This window comes from Nocardia vaccinii NBRC 15922 (genome assembly GCF_001613305.1).
GTDB classification, from domain to species: domain Bacteria; phylum Actinomycetota; class Actinomycetes; order Mycobacteriales; family Mycobacteriaceae; genus Nocardia; species Nocardia vaccinii.
Map to the genome: position 1 here is coordinate 309,607 of NZ_BDCC01000012.1, position 15,745 is coordinate 325,351.

Below are 15,745 nucleotides of genomic sequence, written 5' to 3' on the forward strand. Positions count from 1 at the left end.
GGATATCGGGCGATGATGTCGGGGAGACCTGTTTCAACACCCCTGATCGTGCAGGCCGCGACAAGTGGCGGCAACGACCCCGGTGATCGACCGCATCATCACCCGATCGCGACGTCGAGTAGATAGGCGGCGGCAGCCAGTGCGAGGAGCAGGTAGAGGCCCGGGAAGGCGATGTTTCGGAAGACGCGGGCTCTGATGTGAGCGGCGATCGCGCCGACGAAGAACAGGGTCAGGCCGATTCCCGCCGCCACGCCGAGCCAGGGCAGGGCGAGCAGTCCGGCGATGAGCCCTACGGCCCCCGCCAGTTTCAGTGTCGCCAGGTACGGCACGGTGCCCGCAGGAACGTGCACCTCGGCCGAATTCCGCATTACGAACCCGGCCCGGACATAGTCGGCGAGCGCGATGGCCGCGTTCGCCGCGATGCACACGATCGTGGCGACGAACAGGGCGGTCATGCGCAGCACCGGCTCTCGGTGCGTTCGACGATCGCGAGATTCCGGCGCAATGGGGTCCGGGACCTGACCTTCGGTACGCTCATCAGCAGGTTGCTCCCTCGTGTGGTGGTGGACTTCGGAACAGAGATTCGGTGGTCTCGTTCGTCCCGACGTCTCACGCCTCGGAAAGGTGACACCCGGTGGTATCCGATGTGGAATTCGAAGCGGCCCGACCACAACTGACCGCGGTGGCATTCCGATTGCTCGGATCGGTGCACGACGCCGAGGACGCCGTGCAGACCACGTGGATCAAGGCATCGACCGGCGACGCGACCGATGTCCGCAACCCGGCGGCGTGGTTGACCACGGTGCTCACCCACGTCTGCCTCGATCAACTGCGCACGCGACATCGCCGCCGCGAGGAGCCGCTGCTCGCGGACATGATCCCCGCCGAGGCACTGGCGGCGGACGAGAGCTTTCTACAGCGCGAGAACATTTCCCGGGCCTTGATGGTGGTCCTGGACCACCTGACCCCGCCGCAACGCGTCGCGTACGTCCTGCACGACCTGTTCGACTTCCCGTTCCGGGAGGTGGCGCGGACTCTCGCCACCAGCTCCGACAACGCGAAGAAACACGCCAGCCGGGCGCGTCGGCGCATCGAACGAGCCGATCCCGAACCGGCGACCCCCACCGAGGCGAGCGCGGTCGTCGAAGCATTCCTCGACGCAGCCGCCGGTGGCGACATCGACCGCATGCTCGCGCTGATGACCGAGGACTGCGTGCGCGCCGCCGATCCCGCGCTGGTGCCGCCCGGCGCGCCGCCGGTCGTCGCCGGCGCTCGCGCGGTCGCCGAGGAGACCACACTGTTCGCCGACCGGATCCGCGCCGCGGTCCCGATGGTGATCGCCGGCCGGGCGACTCGTGTCATCGCCCCGGGCGGCCACCTCCTGGCGTTCGTCGACGTCACCACCCGGAACGGTCGCGTCAGCCGGATCGACGTCGTTCGTCCTCGCATGCCGCGGGATCGACCCGATCTCGCCGCCGCTCACCAGCGCTGATCAGCGGCGTCGCGGCCTGACGATGCCGGATCGCTCGGTAAGGAGGCGACAGGGTGGCCGAATTGCCTGCGGTCCGACGCATGCGCCGCGCCCGGCATGGTCCGGCCGCTGCCGATCAGCCGGCAGGCCAGGACCGCCCGAGCCGACCCCTGCCGGGTATTGACAGCACGCAGATAGCGGGCGATGATCGAAACTATGGAAACTAAAATAGTTTCTTCAGTTTCCAGCCATGAACGCGCCGAGGCGATCCTCGACGCGGCCGGCCGGTTGTTCCTCGCCCCCGGTTCGGGCCGGGTCAGCATGGACGATCTGGCCCGTGAGCTGGGGATGGCCAAGAAGACGATCTACCGCCACTTCCCCGATAAGCACACCCTGATGACCGCTGTACTCGACCGGCAGTTCGGCACGATCGAGCGGACTCTGATCGCGGCGGCCGAGGAATCCCGGGACCAGCCGTTCTCCGAGCAGGTACGCCGGTTCCTGATAGCGGCGTGCGGCGAACTCGAGCGGATAGGGGCAGCCCAGCTCACGACCGGACGCGGCGACGCCGTCCTGCGCCGGCACGTGGAGCAGCGCATCGACACGGTCGTCTACCAGCGGCTCGATGAACTGTTCCGGGACGGGTATCGGCACGGACTGCTGCGCGTACCGCCCGAACTGCTCGGCGAGATCGTCCGCGGCGCCGTGGAGCGGCTGCTCAATTCCCGGCTGCCGCGCGAACTCGATTGCACCGCAGCCGATCTGCTCCGCGCGACCGTGGACACGGTCCTGTACGGAGCGATCCGGCCCGACAGCGAAAGCGAGGTCACATCATGACCGATACAACCGGCAGGACAACCGGCAGGGTGGCGTTGGTGACCGGAGCCGGCAGCGGAATCGGCGCGGCCACCGCGCGCCTGCTGGCCGAACGCGGCATGCGCGTGGTGGTCGATTACCTGCGCAACGCGTCAGCGGCCGAGCAGGTCGTGGCCGATATCGAGGCCGCGGGCGGCCAGGCGATGGCCGTGCGGGCCGATGTCCGCGATGCCGCGGCGGTCAGCGCGATGATCGACCGGGTCGAAGCCGCCTGGGGCGGTGTCGACGTGCTGGTGCACAACGCGCTGACCCCCTACGCGATCAAGACATTCCAGGACATCAGCTGGGAGGAGCTGGGCGGCAAGCTCGACGACGAACTACGCGCCGCCTTCGTCGTCACCAAGGCCGTACTACCTGCCATGACCGAACAGGGCTGGGGGCGGCTCATCTATCTCGGCGCCGTCCCCAGCCGCCGCCCCCGTGCGGGGATGATCGCGCTGGGCACGGCCAAGGCCGCGCTCACGCAATTCTCCCGCTTCCTCGCCCAGGAACTGGGTCCGCGGGGCATCACGGTCAATGTCGTCGAGCCCGGCCCGGTGGCCGAGACCAAGATTTCGCAGGTCATCGACGATGAACAGAAGCAGCGCCAGGTGAACGCCACCCCGCTGGGCCGGCTGGCGCGCCCGGACGACGTCGCTCGCGTCATCGCCTTCTACGCCGAAGCGGACAACGCCTTCATGACCGGGACCACCGCCGCGGTCAACGGCGGAATGGCCATGTACTGAAAGGACAGTCGTGGACACCATCGATCTCGCCTACGTCGGGCGAGGCATGCACGAAGAACTCACCGCCTACATCGCGGACCAGGAGGACTTCTACGCAGACGAGGGCGTGCACGTCGCCCTTCGCGACGGCTGCGCCTGGGACGAATCCCGGCTTCGGCGCGTCGCCACCATCGGCCTCGGCCGGGCCCTGCTCTCCCGCCTGACCAGCGACATCCCCTGGGTCGCACTCACCGTCAACACCCACCGGCCGTTGTTCTGGTTCCTCACCCGCCCCGGCGTGACCTCCCTGGCCGACCTGGCCGGTCGACGGCTCGCGGTTCACCCCGCGCACACCGCACCGGGCTGCTTCGCCCGCATCGTACTGCGCCGGGCCGGGCTCGATCCCGACCGCGACGTCGACTGCGTCGTGCGCCGGCCCGGTGACTACGGGATGGATCTGCGCCGGCTGCGCGAGGGCACGATCGATGCCGCGTATGTCGGCAGCACCATGGCGCCGGAGGCCGTCGCCGCCGAATTCGGCTGGCAGTTGCCGGGGTGGGTCGGCGACCACTTCCGGATCCCCACCGTCGGCGTGGCCGTCGACCCCACACACATCGCGCCGGACGACCCCGCGGTCCGGGCCGTGGTACGCGCGCACCGACGCGCCCTGCGAGTGATCCACGACGATCCCGACACGACGGTGCGGTACATCCGGACCTTCCTGGGCCGCCACACCACACAAGAGGCCCGCGCGCACTACGACAGGTTCATCGCACCGCATTTCACCACCGACGGCCAGGCAGACCTCGAGGTCGCGGCCGCGGCGATCACCGCCGTCGCCACCGAGCTCGGCGTGCGAGAAACCGTCACCGCGACGGAGTTCTACCGCACCGCAACCGCTTAGGGGTTCGGCGGCACCGCCATCGAGAACGATCCGGAAGAGGAGGCACTTGTCATGGATGTGTACGAAGCGGTCAGGAGCCGGCGGGCGGTGCGTGCATTCACCGATCGGCAGGTTTCCGAGACGGTGCTCGAGCGCGTGCTGTCCGCCGCGGCGTGGTCGCCGTCCGGGTCGAACCTCCAGCCCTGGCACACCTATGTGCTGACCGGCGAGTCGCTGGCCGAGCTGAAGAGGCGCGCCGGCGAGCGCGCGGTCGTCGGCGACCGCTGGGACGAGCCCGAGTACCGGATGTATCCCCCGGAGCTGAGCTCGCCCTACCGCGAGCGACGGGCGGATTTCGGCGAGAAACGCTATGGCGCACTGGGCATTTCGCGTTCGGACTGGGATGCGCGACGCAAGGCCGCGACCGAGAACTGGGAGTGTTTCGGCGCGCCCGCGGCCCTGTTCTGCTACATCGACCGCGACATGGGCCGACCGCAATGGTCCGACGTCGGCATGTACCTGCAGACCGTTATGCTGCTATTGCGTGCCGAGGGCCTGCACAGCTGCGCGCAGATGGCATGGTCGGTGTACCACAGCACCGTCGCGGAGATCATATCCCCGCCCGACGGGCTCATTCTCTACTGCGGTATGTCGATCGGCTACGAGGACGTCACGGTGGAGCAACCACGCACCGGCCGGGCGCCGTTGGATGAGACGGTCACGTTCGTCGATCGTCGGCACCACACGACAAGTGGCAACACCCGCACCGATCCCAGCGCGGGCCGACTCGAGAATCATCAGGCACCGCCGAATCACCAGGCGGCACCGGCTCATCAGCCGCACTCCCTCGCCCCGAACGTCCAGGGGCACCGAGATCCAGCACAATCGACCGTAAGGGGAATCTCATGAAGATATCGGTTATCGGCACCGGACTCATCGGCTCGCAGGTGATCGACGACCTGACCGCGGCAGGGCACGAGGCCACCGGGCACTCCCGCTCGACCGGTATGGATCTGCTCACCGGCGACGGGCTCGACGACGCGCTGCGCGGCGCGGAGGTCGCGGTGAACCTGACCAATTCGCCCACCTTCGACGACGACTCGATCGACTTCTTCCGCACCTCGGTGACCAACCTGCTGGCCGCCGCGCAGGCAGCGGGCATCGGGCACCTGGTAACGCTGTCGATCGTCGGCGTCGATCAGGTGCCGGACATGGCCTACTACCGGGCCAAGGCACTGCAGGAGAATCTGGTCGAGACGGGCCCGATTCCGTACTCGATCGCGCGCGCCACCCAGTTCATGGAATTCGTCGCACCGACGATGGAATGGACAACCGACGGTGACGTCGTGCGCCTACCCCCCACCCCGATACAGCCCATCAGCTCCGCCGATGTCGCCGCCGCGGTCGCCGAGGTCGCCGGGGGCGCGCCGCTGCGCGGTATCCGGAACATCGCCGGACCCGACGTCTTCACACTCGACGAATTGGGACGGATAACCCTGGAGGCCAGGGGCGACCACCGGCACGTCGTCACCGACCCGACCGCCGGCCTGTTCGCCCTGGTCAAGGGCGACGTACTCACCGCACCGGAAGACGCCCGGCTGGCCGGCACCCACTACCGGGACTGGCTACGGTCGCACTGACATCTCGCGGCAGCTCCTGCGAGCGGCCCGTTCGCCACGACCGAGCGGGCCGCCTCGAGTGCGAGTTCGCGACCGATTCCCCAGGCCGCACCCGCGACGAATCCCCTTGTCGCCGGCATGCTTCCTACTCTCTTCCGGGAGAGACCGAGCGGCGGCGGACGCCGGCCAGGCACGATCACACGCACCGAACTGCGCGTCAATCTATACATATGAATAGCATTGAACGTAGGGTGTGGGAGCTGCCAGCACAAGAGTGCCACCCAGGGGAGAACAGTTATGACCGCTTTGGAACGGCCGAAGAAGACCGCGCTGCTCGTGGCACAGCGCATCGTCGAGGACATCAACGCCCGCGGGAATCAGGTCGGAGATCGACTGCCCCCGGAGAAAGCGATGCTCGAGGACTACGACGTCGGCCGCGGCACGCTGCGAGAATCGTTGCGGTTCCTCGAATTACAGGGCGTCATCACGCTCAAGCCGGGCCCCAGCGGCGGCCCGATCGTGCAGCAGCCGGACAGCTCCGCACTGGCCACCTCGCTGAGTCTGCTGTTGCAGTTCCAGCAAGCGCCGTTCCAGACGGTGATCGAGACCCGCGCCGCGCTGGAACCGCAAATGGCCCGGCTCGCCGCCCAGCGAATGAGCGAGGAAGACGTCGCGAAACTGTTCGCGATCGTCGAACTCGAACGGCAGAACCTCGACGACCACGCGGGATTCCTGGCTCAGACGCGGCGGTTCCACACCGCCGTGGCCGAAGGCTCCGGCAACCTCATCTTCGCGGCACTGTTCAACGCGCTGTTCGACATTCTCGACGGGGCCGCGGTCGGCATCGAGTATCCGCCGAGGCAGCGGCGACTGACCGTCGACACGCAATCCTCGATCGCCACCGCGATCTCCGAGCGCGATGCCGACCGCGCCGAGGAGTTGATGGCCACGCAGATGCGGTTGCTGGCCACCCACACCGCGAAGCACTACGCCAAAGTGCTTGCGGCGCCGGTGATGTGGAAGATGTGAGATGACGATGGCGACCCGACCGATCCTGGCCGACGACGAGGCCGATCGGGTCGCCGGCGGCGTATACCCCGTCGACTGGGCCGCAACGCCTTCCGGCGGGCACCCCGACCCTCAATTCCTGCGCATGATTATTAGCTGCGTGTAGGATCGGCTGAGTGTCCGGGGCCTCGGGAGATACGTCGCATCGCGTGCCCGACTGGGTCGAGAGCGGAGTGCCGCTGCTCACCGGATACGCCGACGGTTCACCGCTGATTCCTCCCGGCTCAGCGGCGACCGTCGCCCGGCGGCACACCGACCGGATCGCGGCGGCGACCGGCGGCCGCGTCCGGTTGGACGGGGCCCGGTTGCTTTCCGAACGGGCGGCTTTCACCGGATTCGGACGCGGCGGCACCACCTCGGCTGGCGGACACTGCCGCCTGCTGCCCACCGCCGATGGCTGGGCCGCGGTCAGCTGCGCCCGCCCCGACGATCCCGTCCTGCTCGGCGCACTCGTCTGCCGGGAGGTCGGCGACGATCCCTGGCCCCACGTAGCGCACTGGCTGCGCAGACACACCGGTGCCGAATTGGCCGAGCGGGCAGAACTTCTGGGCGTGGCCGCGGGACCCGTCGCCCCGGTGGGGGCGACCGTGCCACAACCACTCTCACCGCGCTCGGTGAACGGACTGCGAGTAGTCGACTTCAGCGCACTCTGGGCGGGGCCGCTGTGTGCACACCTGCTCGGTCTGGCTGGAGCGCACGTCATCAAGGTCGAGACGCCCACGCGCCCGGACGGTGCGCGCCGCGGCGATCCCGACTTCTATCGGCTGCTGCACGCGGGTCACGAATCGGTGGTCCTGGACCCGGACGTCCGCGAGCAACGCACCGCACTCGCCGACCTGGTCGCCTCGGCGGATATCGTGATCGAGGCCTCGCGCCCCCGCGCACTCGCCGGATTCGGGCTCGACGCACAGGGTTTCGCGGACTCCGGCGGAACCTGGATCTCGATCACGGCACACGGCCGGGCGTCGAACCGGATCGGATTCGGCGATGACATCGCCGCCAGCGCGGGACTCGTCGCCCGCACCGACGACGGCACACCGGTTTTCGTGGGCGACGCGATCGCCGACCCACTGACCGGACTGGCCGCTGCGGTCCTGGCGATGTCGGCCCCCGCCGACGGCTCCGGCCGGCTGTGGGACGTCGCGATGTCCGCGGTCGTGGCCGCGACGCTCGATCCCGCGCAGGTCACCGAGCCGATCGACGAATCACGAATCCTCGCGCCGAGCCGCCGGGAGGCGACCGGCGAGGCGCCGCTCAGCGGCCGCGACACCGACGCGGTTCTCGCCCGGTTGCGCAGGCAATCCGCATGACGGCGTTGCTGATTCGCAATGCCGAGGTCTCCGGTACGCGCACCGACGTCCTGGTCCGGGACGGACTCATAGCCGCGGTCGGCACGTCATCGGCACCGCCCGGAGTTCCCGTCCTCGACGCCGGTGGCGGCGCACTCCTGCCCGGCCTGCACGACCACCATCTGCACCTGCACGCGATGGCCGCCGACGCGAACTCCGTCCGCTGCGGTCCACCACACGTTCGCACGGCCCGCGAACTCGCCGATGCGCTGGCCACGGCTCCCGGTACGGGTTGGATCCGCGGGGTCGGCTACGTCGAAACCGTTGCCGGACTGCTCGATTCGAGCGCACTCGATGCGCTGCACCGCGAGCGGCCGGTCCGCGTCCAGCATCGCAGCGGTGCGATGTGGATGCTCAACTCGGCCGCGGCCCGCCTCGTCGGCCTGGCTTCGGCGGCGGAGCACGGGGTGGAACGCGACGACAGCGGTCACGCCACCGGCCGCGTCTGGCGTGCGGATACCTGGCTGCGCTCACGATTGCCCGACACCGGGCCGCCCGACCTCACCGCGGTCGGCATCCGGCTCGCCCGGTTCGGGATCACCGGAATCACCGATGCCACACCGGATCTGAGCGTGCACTCGCTCACCAGCCTGATCGACGCGGCAGCATCGGGCGCGATTCCGCAACGGCTGAACCTACTGGGCGTTCCACTCGGCCACCCCGGCGATCCCGCCGTCACGACCGGGCCGTACAAGATCGTCATCGCGGATTCCGGCCTGCCCGATATCGAGACGCTGGAGGCCACCGTCCGGCAGTCGCACGATCGCGGACGCCCTGTCGCGGTGCACTGCGTCAGCCGCGAGGCTCTGCTCATCCTGCTCGCCGCATTCGATGCCACGGGCGTGCTTCCGGGCGACCGGATCGAACACGGTGCGCTGGTTCCGGCGGAGTCCATCGACGTGCTGCGACGTCTCGGGATCACCGTCGTGACCCAGCCCGGCTTCATCGCCGATCGCGGCGACGACTATCTGCGCCGCGTCGACGCCCGCGATCTTCCGGATCTCTACCGCTGTCGGAGCCTGCGCGATGCCGGTGTGGGCCTTGCCTTTTCGAGTGATGCTCCGTACGGCCCCGCCGATCCTTGGCAGGTGATCGCCGCGGCCACCGTGCGTCGCGCTCCCGACGGCGTCGTCGTCGGGGACGGTGAGACGCTGCGGGCATCCGAAGCCCTCGAACGCTATCTGGCGCCGCTGCTCGATCCGGGCGGACCCGCCCGGGCCGTCGTCCCCGGCGCGGCGGCCGATCTGGTACTTCTGGACCGGCCGATCGCGTGGGTGTACTCGCGGCCGAGCGATGCTCCGGTGCGCTGCACGCTCATCGACGGACGAATCGTCCACGTGCGGTAGGCACTGCACCGAACATCGCAGCGCACATCCGATCGGCACCGTGCATCAGAGCCTGAACCCGGCGCGACCCCGTCACGCACCACCCGGCGCCGCCGGGCCTCGCCGGGAACGTACCGTCTCAGCGCCCTGCGCCCCCGGCAGCCTTCTTGGCGGCGTTCACCACGCGCCGCCGCCGATGATCAGCCGCTGGATCTCGCTGGTGCCCTCGTAGAGCCGCAGCAGTCGCACATCCCGGTAGATCCGCTCGACCGGGACCTCCCGCAGGTAGCCCGATCCGCCGTGCACCTGCACCGCGAGATCGGCTGCGCGGCCGACCATTTCGGTGCAGAACAGCTTGGCCGCGGACGGGCCGATCCGCCGGTCCTCGCCGGAAACGTAGCGCGCCGCGACCTCGCGAACCATCGCCCGGCCCGCCATGACGCCGGTCGCGATATCGGCGATCATCGCCTGCACGAGTTGGAAGTCACCGATCGCGGTTCCGCCCTGTGTCGCCGTCGCGGCATACCCGCTCGCCTCGTCGAGGGCGCGTTGCGCGGTACCCACCGACAACGCCGCGATGTGAACGCGGCCACGGGCAAGCGAGGTCATCGCCGCGCGGTAGCCCACATCCTCGCTACCACCCACGAGCGCGGCGGCGGGAACCCGGACGTCGGTGAAATGCACATCGGCGGTCCAGGCGCCCTCCTGCCCCATCTTGCGATCCTTGGGGCCGACTTCCACTCCCGGCGTGTCGGCGGGCACGAGGAAGACCGCGATACCGGTGCCGTTCTCGTCCGCCGGCCGGGTCCGCGCGAACACGATGAACAGGTCCGCCAGCGGAGCATTGGTGATGAAGCGCTTCTGACCGGTGATGACCCAGTCGTCGCCGTCGCGAACGGCCCTGGTCCGCAATCCGGCCGGATTCGATCCCGCCCCGGGCTCGGTGAGAGCGAACGAGGCGACGACCGCACCCGAGGCGATGTCCTCGAGCCACCGCGCCTTCTGCTCATCGGTACCGAACCCCACCAGCACCTGGCCCGCGATGCCGTTGTTGGTGCCGAACATCGAGCGCAGCGCCAAGACCGTGTAGCCGAATTCCATCGCCAGCTCGACGTCCTGGGTCAGATCGAGCCCGAGCCCGCCCCATTCCTGCGGGATCGCGTAACCGAACAGGCCCATCGCCGCCGCATTCGCGCGGATGTCCTCGGGAATGCTGTCGGTATCCGCGATCTCCTGTTCCCGCGGCACCACTTGTTTGCGGATGAACTCGCGAGTCTGCGCCAGGATATCAGCGAAATCTTCCGGACCGACTGCCGCAATGCTTGCCATGATGGAAGTATCACCCCAACGGAGGATCCCTGGATGACCCCCACGAACCGTACGGATGATCGCCCCCTCGCCGGGCTCCGCATCGTCGAGATCTCGAGCTTCGTCGCCTCTCCCCTGTGCGGCCTCACGCTGTGCCAGCTGGGCGCGGAGGTCATTCGAGTCGACCCTCTCGGTGGCGCCGCGGATATCGATCGGTGGCCACTGACCGCCACGGGGGAATCGATCTACTGGACCGGACTCAACCGCGGAAAACGATCGCTGGCGCTCGATCTGCGCAGCGATTCGGGGCGCGACATCGTGCAACGCCTCATCTGCGCCCCGGGCGACGGCGGCGGCATCCTGGTGACCAATGCGGGCGGGCGAGACTGGCTGAGCCACGAAACACTGTCCGCGCTGCGCTCCGACGTCATCACGCTGGAACTGCTCGGCCAGCGCGACGGACGACCGGCCGTGGACTACACCGTGAATGCCGCGCTGGGCTTCCCGCAGATCACCGGACCACTGGAGCACACCGGCGTGGTGAACCACGCCCTGCCCGCATGGGACGTCGCGGCGGGCCTGCATGCCGCGCTCGCGGTCACCGCGGCCGTCCATCGCCGCGAAGCCACCGGGGCGGGCTCGCGGATCGTGCTACCGCTCGAGGATGTCGCCCTGGCGACGGCGGGTGCGCTCGGTTATCTCACCGAGGTGCAGATCAACGGCAGTGGGCGGCCCGCCACCGGCAACGCCGTATACGGAACGTACGGAACCGATTTCGTCACCGCCGACGGCGAGCGGTTCATGGTCGTCGCACTGACCTCGCGGCACTTCCGGGATCTGATGGCCGTCACCGGAACCGAAAAGCTCGTCGACGCGATGGAGTCCGCCCTCGGCGCGGACTTCGGCCGGGAAAGCGACCGCTACGACCATCGAGAGGTGCTGACCGCGCTGTTCGCGCGCTGGTTCCGCACGCACAGCGCCGACCACGTCGCCCGGGAGCTGGCCGCGTCCTCGGTGCTGCACGAGCGATACCGCAGTTTCGAGCAGGTGGTCAGGTCCGGAGAGCTACAGGCCAATCCACTGTTCGCCGAGCTGGCACAACCGCGCATCGGCACCTATCTCGCCGCCGCCATGCCGGCCTCCTACGACGGTGCTCACCTGCGGACCGGACCGGCCGCGAGTTTGGGGGCCGACGGCCCCGCCGTCCTGCGCGATGTCCTCGAACTCTCCGATTCGGAGATCGGCGCACTGGAGAAAGCCGGTGTTCTCGCGATCTAGCGCGACCGGCCGGATCAGCGCGGCCGACCGCCATCGCGCACACCTGTGTGTGTACCGCACGACGCCACCGACTCGAAAGAATACATTGCATGTACCGTTATATAACGGTACATTTTTCAAGTGCATAATGACGGCGGTGTCGCCGCAACCTCATGGTGGCGACGTGTCAGCGACGAGGTCGAGACGGTCGGTGTGGCGCCGGTACCCGACGACCAGCGAAACGCCACTGCCGGAAAGCTTTTCATCACGTGGGCGATGACCGCGGCCTCGGCCATGACGCCGCTGATCGGCGCGATTCTCTACCCCTACGGCCTGTGGTACACGATCGGCGCGATGGCGGTCAGCTGGCTGGTCTTCCTCATCCCGTGCGGCCTGTTCTCCGAGATGGGCCGTGAGCTGCCACTTACCGCGCTGGTGGTCGCCCGCCGCACCTACGGCCGGTCGGCGACGTTTCTGCTGTCGACCTTGTTCTCGTTCGTCAATATGGCCTTCTTCGGGCTGAATGCCGCCGGTGGCGCCCATATCCTCGCCGCGCTGACCCATACCGGCGCGGCGCCCTGGTACTGGATCATCGGCGGCTCGAACGTGGTGCTGGTGCTGTTCGGGTTCAAGTGGCTCGAATACTTCTACCGCTACACGGCATTGCTGTTCCTGACCTGTTACGGCGCGCTGACCGTCTATCTGGCAACGCACTATTCGCTGCACGTCCCGCCCCGGACCGCCCCGATGCAGTGGGGCACGGCGATTTCGGTGATCGGCGGGTTCTGCATCCTGTCCTGGACCTACAAGACCTCCACGGTCTCACGCTTCTGCCTCCCGGCCGACCGAACTCCCCAGCGGCGCTGGTACTTCCTCGCCCCGAGCCTGGGCATCATGCTTCCGAACCTGGCCATGGGCATCATGGGCGCGTACTCGAAGGAGGCGACCGGCGACTGGAATATCGCTGTCTCCGGCGCGCACATCCCGGGGTGGGGCGCGGTGGCAGCGCTGGGCGTGGCACTGGCGATCATGCACATCAACGCCATGAACCTCTACCCGGCGACCGTCGATATCCTGGTGTCCCTCAACACCATTCGCACACCGCGCAGCTGGGAACAGCCCATCGCGACGATCGTGCTGGGCATTCTCGGCGTTCTACTCGCCCAAGCCGGAATCCTTTCCCACGCGGAAACTTTCGTTACCGACGCCGGAGAGCTGCTCGGGCCCTTCACATTCGTCCTGATCGTCGACTGGCTCTGGGGACTGCGCGACAAACACGATATCGACAGCTACTTCCGCCCGGCCCGCACGACCGCCGACCGGTGGCGCCCGGCCGCCCTGTCCTGTTTCCTGGCGGGTTTCATCGTCAGCTTCTGGGGCACACACTTGCTCCCCGGGACCTTCTACCACGCCGTACCCCTGAGCCTGGTCGGCTCCCTCACCGCAGCCCTGAGCTACGCGACCGTTCTGTTCGTGCGGCGTCGCCGCTCGCCCGGCGAGAACCCGCCGGATCAGATGGTGCCGAGAGTCTGCTCGAGCGAGTCCAGGTTCTGACGCAGTCGCTGCAGGATTCGCCGCGGGCCGGTGCCGCCGTCGGTATCGGCTTCCGGATCGATGACGGTTCGGGTCGCCATTTCGGCGAGTTGCGCGGCCGCGGCGGGACCGTCGTCCTGGCCGGGATGGTGCCAGAAGGCGATCCAGTTCAGCATCCCGATGATGCCGAGTGCGGTGGTTCGAGAATCCGCGGGGTAGAACTGGCCGGCGCGTATGCCGTCGTCGATGACCTTGATGAATTCCTTGAGGACCTGGCGACGGCTCTTGCGGTAGGTGTTGGCGAGGGCATCGGGTAGTTCGGCTTCCGAGCGCAGGAGCAGGCGGAAACGCTCGGGCGTCTGCATTTGATGCAGTGCGATGGACAGCGCCATTTCCCGCAGCCGCTGGGCCGGGTCCAGGTCGTCGCGCTGATTGATCTTCTGCAACTGCTGCGCGGGTTGCTCGGCGATCTCGATCACCAACCGGGCCAGCAGTTCATCCTTGTTGGCGACATAGTGGTACATCGCCGAACGTGTGAAGCCGGTCGCCGATGCGATGTCCTGGAGAGTGGTTCCGGCGAAACCCTTTTCGGCGAACAAGCGGGTGGCGTGTTCCATGATCTCTTGTTCGACGAGTTCGCGCCGTGACGTGCTCTGCGTCGCGGCATCGGTGCCGGACACCGCGCCCCCTCGGCCGCGGGCGGGGCGTCGCGCGGCGGTGTCGCGTGCTTCGGTGGTCACCTTGGACAGGGTATGCGGTGTCATGCCGAGACACGATCCACGGACGCGGGTTCCCGCGTGGTGTGCGCAACGGGGGTCGAGAACACCAGGTGCGCACGCCCGCTCGCCAGCGCCGCCGCCGCATCCGCCCGATGTTCTTCCGGTATCTCCACGACGATGGTCGCGGTGGAACACCACGTGGCACGCTCGGCGACATCGAGACGAGTCAGCACGTCCGACCGCGACGGACCGCCGGTGAGCCACACGATGCCCGAATCCGGAAGTGCCGCGACAAGTGCATTCGCCCGCGCGTCCCATGCGGAGTCGGTGTCGATCTCGACGATGTGGGTCGTGGGATCTTCCCGAAGGGCGGCGGACGCGAGTCGCGTGGAGAATGTTCGGCCGGATCGCGCCAGCGGCTGCGCGAGCACCCAGTCCACCAGTCCGGCGTCGGGGACGGTGTCCGCCCGGACCCCCGCGTAGCCGGCGACTCCGTGGTGGACCACATTCGGCGCCGACGTCGCGAACCGTTCGAGACTCACCTTTCCGGCGCGGGTCATGTAGTTGATCATGAGTTGGTCGACAGGAAGGGCAGTGCGGTCGGGGAACGAGTCCCACCATCGCTCACTGCGGGCGGCAATGGACTGCAAGTGCTCGACGTCGGGACGACGGACCCGCTCATATTCCGCCAGGGCGTCCTCGAGCGTCGAATTCCCGATGATCGCCCGGTCGAGCGCGATGGCGTCCTCCATGGCGAGTTTGGTGCCCGACCCGATCGAATAGTGTGCGGTGTGGGCGGCATCTCCGAGCAGCACGACATTGTCCGCATGCCAGCGTCGGCACGTCACGGTACGAAAGCGGAGCCAGCGGGTGCGATTGCCGATGAGGCGATGTCCGGAAAGTGCGCCGCTGAATGCCTTCTCCAGGTAGAGCAGAGACTCCTCATCGGATTCCGACGCGGGCGTCCGTTCGGTGGAGGCATCGAATCCGGCCCGCTTCCACGTGTCCTGGTCCGTCTCGATCAGAAATGTACTGCGGTCGGCGGAGTACGGGTACGCGTGCGCGACGAAAGTACCGTGCTCGGTGGTGACGGGGGTGAACACGGCGCTGGGAAGTGCGAAGTCCGTGCCACACCACAGATACAGGCCGGCCCCGGTCCGGATCCGCGGCTCGATTCGGTCCGTGAGGGCGGATCGAGTGGCGCTGTTGACGCCGTCGGCGGCGACGATCACGTCGGCCCGGAGATCACCGATCGTGTACCGCCGGCCGAATCGGAGCCGGACTCCGGCCGCTTCGGCGTGCCGCTGAAGGATGGTGAGCAGGGTCGTTCGGGCGATCGCCAGTAACTCACCGTGCGAGATCCGGGAGATCTCGTCACCGATCCGCATCGACATCTCGTGCGGGTGCGCCGCCGCGACGATGTCCTCGAGTGACAGAGAATCGGCCGCTCGCAGATTGCGCTGCGTCCGGGATGCCAGGCCCACCCCGAAACCGAAGGTCGTGTCCGGGGATCCCTGCTCGTAGACGGTGACCTCGGCGTCGGGATGACTGCGCTTGAGTAGGCGTGCCGCATACAGTCCACCAGGGCCGCCGCCCAGTACAGCCACTGTCCTCAGTTTCATGAAAACTCCTA

Annotated in this window: 15 protein-coding genes and 1 pseudogene; 12 read left to right on the forward strand and 4 right to left on the reverse strand. The window is 68.0% G+C overall.

From position 1 onward, the window contains the following. Positions 1-98: 98 nt before the first annotated feature. Complete coding sequence (locus tag NV1_RS10015) at positions 99-455, reverse strand: DoxX family protein (RefSeq protein ID WP_067888938.1); 357 nt, start codon at positions 453-455, stop codon at positions 99-101. Between the two features lie 179 nt (positions 456-634). Here NV1_RS10015 and NV1_RS10020 point away from each other — a divergent pair, with 179 nt between their 5' ends. From NV1_RS10020 to NV1_RS10060, 10 genes and pseudogenes are all read left to right on the forward strand, one after another. Continuing rightward, complete coding sequence (locus tag NV1_RS10020; protein WP_067888249.1) at positions 635-1,492, forward strand: sigma-70 family RNA polymerase sigma factor; 858 nt, start codon at positions 635-637, stop codon at positions 1,490-1,492. Positions 1,493-1,687: 195 nt separating this feature from the next. Further along, positions 1,688-2,308: a TetR/AcrR family transcriptional regulator gene (locus NV1_RS10025; protein ID WP_067888253.1), complete on the forward strand. Its 621-nt coding sequence runs from the start codon at positions 1,688-1,690 to the stop codon at positions 2,306-2,308. After that, a complete protein-coding gene (locus NV1_RS10030) occupies positions 2,305-3,072 on the forward strand; it encodes an SDR family NAD(P)-dependent oxidoreductase (RefSeq protein WP_067888256.1) in 768 nt (255 codons plus the stop codon). The genes NV1_RS10025 and NV1_RS10030 overlap by 4 nt, the downstream gene beginning before the upstream one ends. 10 nt (positions 3,073-3,082) lie before the next feature. Then, a complete protein-coding gene (locus NV1_RS10035) occupies positions 3,083-3,955 on the forward strand; it encodes an ABC transporter substrate-binding protein (protein ID WP_067888259.1) in 873 nt (290 codons plus the stop codon). Positions 3,956-4,006: 51 nt separating this feature from the next. Next, positions 4,007-4,663 (forward strand): annotated as a pseudogene (locus NV1_RS10040) (nitroreductase); the annotation flags it as partial. A gap of 176 nt (positions 4,664-4,839) precedes the next feature. Further along, positions 4,840-5,574: an SDR family oxidoreductase gene (locus NV1_RS10045; protein WP_067888262.1), complete on the forward strand. Its 735-nt coding sequence runs from the start codon at positions 4,840-4,842 to the stop codon at positions 5,572-5,574. A 276-nt stretch (positions 5,575-5,850) separates the two neighbouring features. Continuing rightward, positions 5,851-6,582 carry a FadR/GntR family transcriptional regulator gene (locus NV1_RS10050; protein WP_067888265.1) on the forward strand — a complete coding sequence of 244 codons (732 nt, stop codon included), beginning with the start codon at positions 5,851-5,853 and terminating at the stop codon, positions 6,580-6,582. Position 6,583: 1 nt separating this feature from the next. Further along, on the forward strand, positions 6,584-6,727 hold the full coding sequence (locus tag NV1_RS43385) for a hypothetical protein (RefSeq protein ID WP_157116751.1): 144 nt from the start codon (positions 6,584-6,586) through the stop codon (positions 6,725-6,727). Positions 6,728-6,737: 10 nt separating this feature from the next. Further along, complete coding sequence (locus NV1_RS10055; RefSeq protein ID WP_245713635.1) at positions 6,738-7,931, forward strand: CoA transferase; 1,194 nt, start codon at positions 6,738-6,740, stop codon at positions 7,929-7,931. Further along, positions 7,928-9,316: an amidohydrolase family protein gene (locus NV1_RS10060; protein WP_067888271.1), complete on the forward strand. Its 1,389-nt coding sequence runs from the start codon at positions 7,928-7,930 to the stop codon at positions 9,314-9,316. The genes NV1_RS10055 and NV1_RS10060 overlap by 4 nt, the downstream gene beginning before the upstream one ends. Before the next feature lie 156 nt (positions 9,317-9,472). Here NV1_RS10060 and NV1_RS10065 read toward each other — a convergent pair whose 3' ends face one another. Continuing rightward, entirely contained in the window at positions 9,473-10,624 is a 1,152-nt protein-coding gene (locus tag NV1_RS10065; protein ID WP_067888274.1) for an acyl-CoA dehydrogenase family protein, read from the reverse strand. Between the two features lie 33 nt (positions 10,625-10,657). Here NV1_RS10065 and NV1_RS10070 point away from each other — a divergent pair, with 33 nt between their 5' ends. Together NV1_RS10070 and NV1_RS10075 are read left to right on the forward strand one after the other, a co-directional pair. Beyond that, the gene (locus NV1_RS10070) at positions 10,658-11,881 is read left to right on the forward strand and encodes a CoA transferase (protein WP_067888276.1); all 1,224 of its coding nucleotides are present in this window, start codon (positions 10,658-10,660) and stop codon (positions 11,879-11,881) included. Between the two features lie 120 nt (positions 11,882-12,001). After that, entirely contained in the window at positions 12,002-13,414 is a 1,413-nt protein-coding gene (locus tag NV1_RS10075; RefSeq protein ID WP_067888279.1) for a purine-cytosine permease family protein, read from the forward strand. On the opposite strand, the gene NV1_RS10080 is transcribed toward NV1_RS10075, so the two are convergent. Together NV1_RS10080 and NV1_RS10085 are read right to left on the reverse strand one after the other, a co-directional pair. Then, positions 13,372-14,157 (reverse strand): TetR/AcrR family transcriptional regulator, encoded by a 786-nt coding sequence (locus NV1_RS10080; RefSeq protein ID WP_067888282.1) that lies wholly within the window; start codon positions 14,155-14,157, stop codon positions 13,372-13,374. The two genes, NV1_RS10075 and NV1_RS10080, sit on opposite strands and share 43 nt — an antisense overlap. After that, complete coding sequence (locus NV1_RS10085; protein WP_067888285.1) at positions 14,154-15,734, reverse strand: FAD-dependent monooxygenase; 1,581 nt, start codon at positions 15,732-15,734, stop codon at positions 14,154-14,156. The genes NV1_RS10080 and NV1_RS10085 overlap by 4 nt, the downstream gene beginning before the upstream one ends. Positions 15,735-15,745 lie beyond the last annotated feature (11 nt).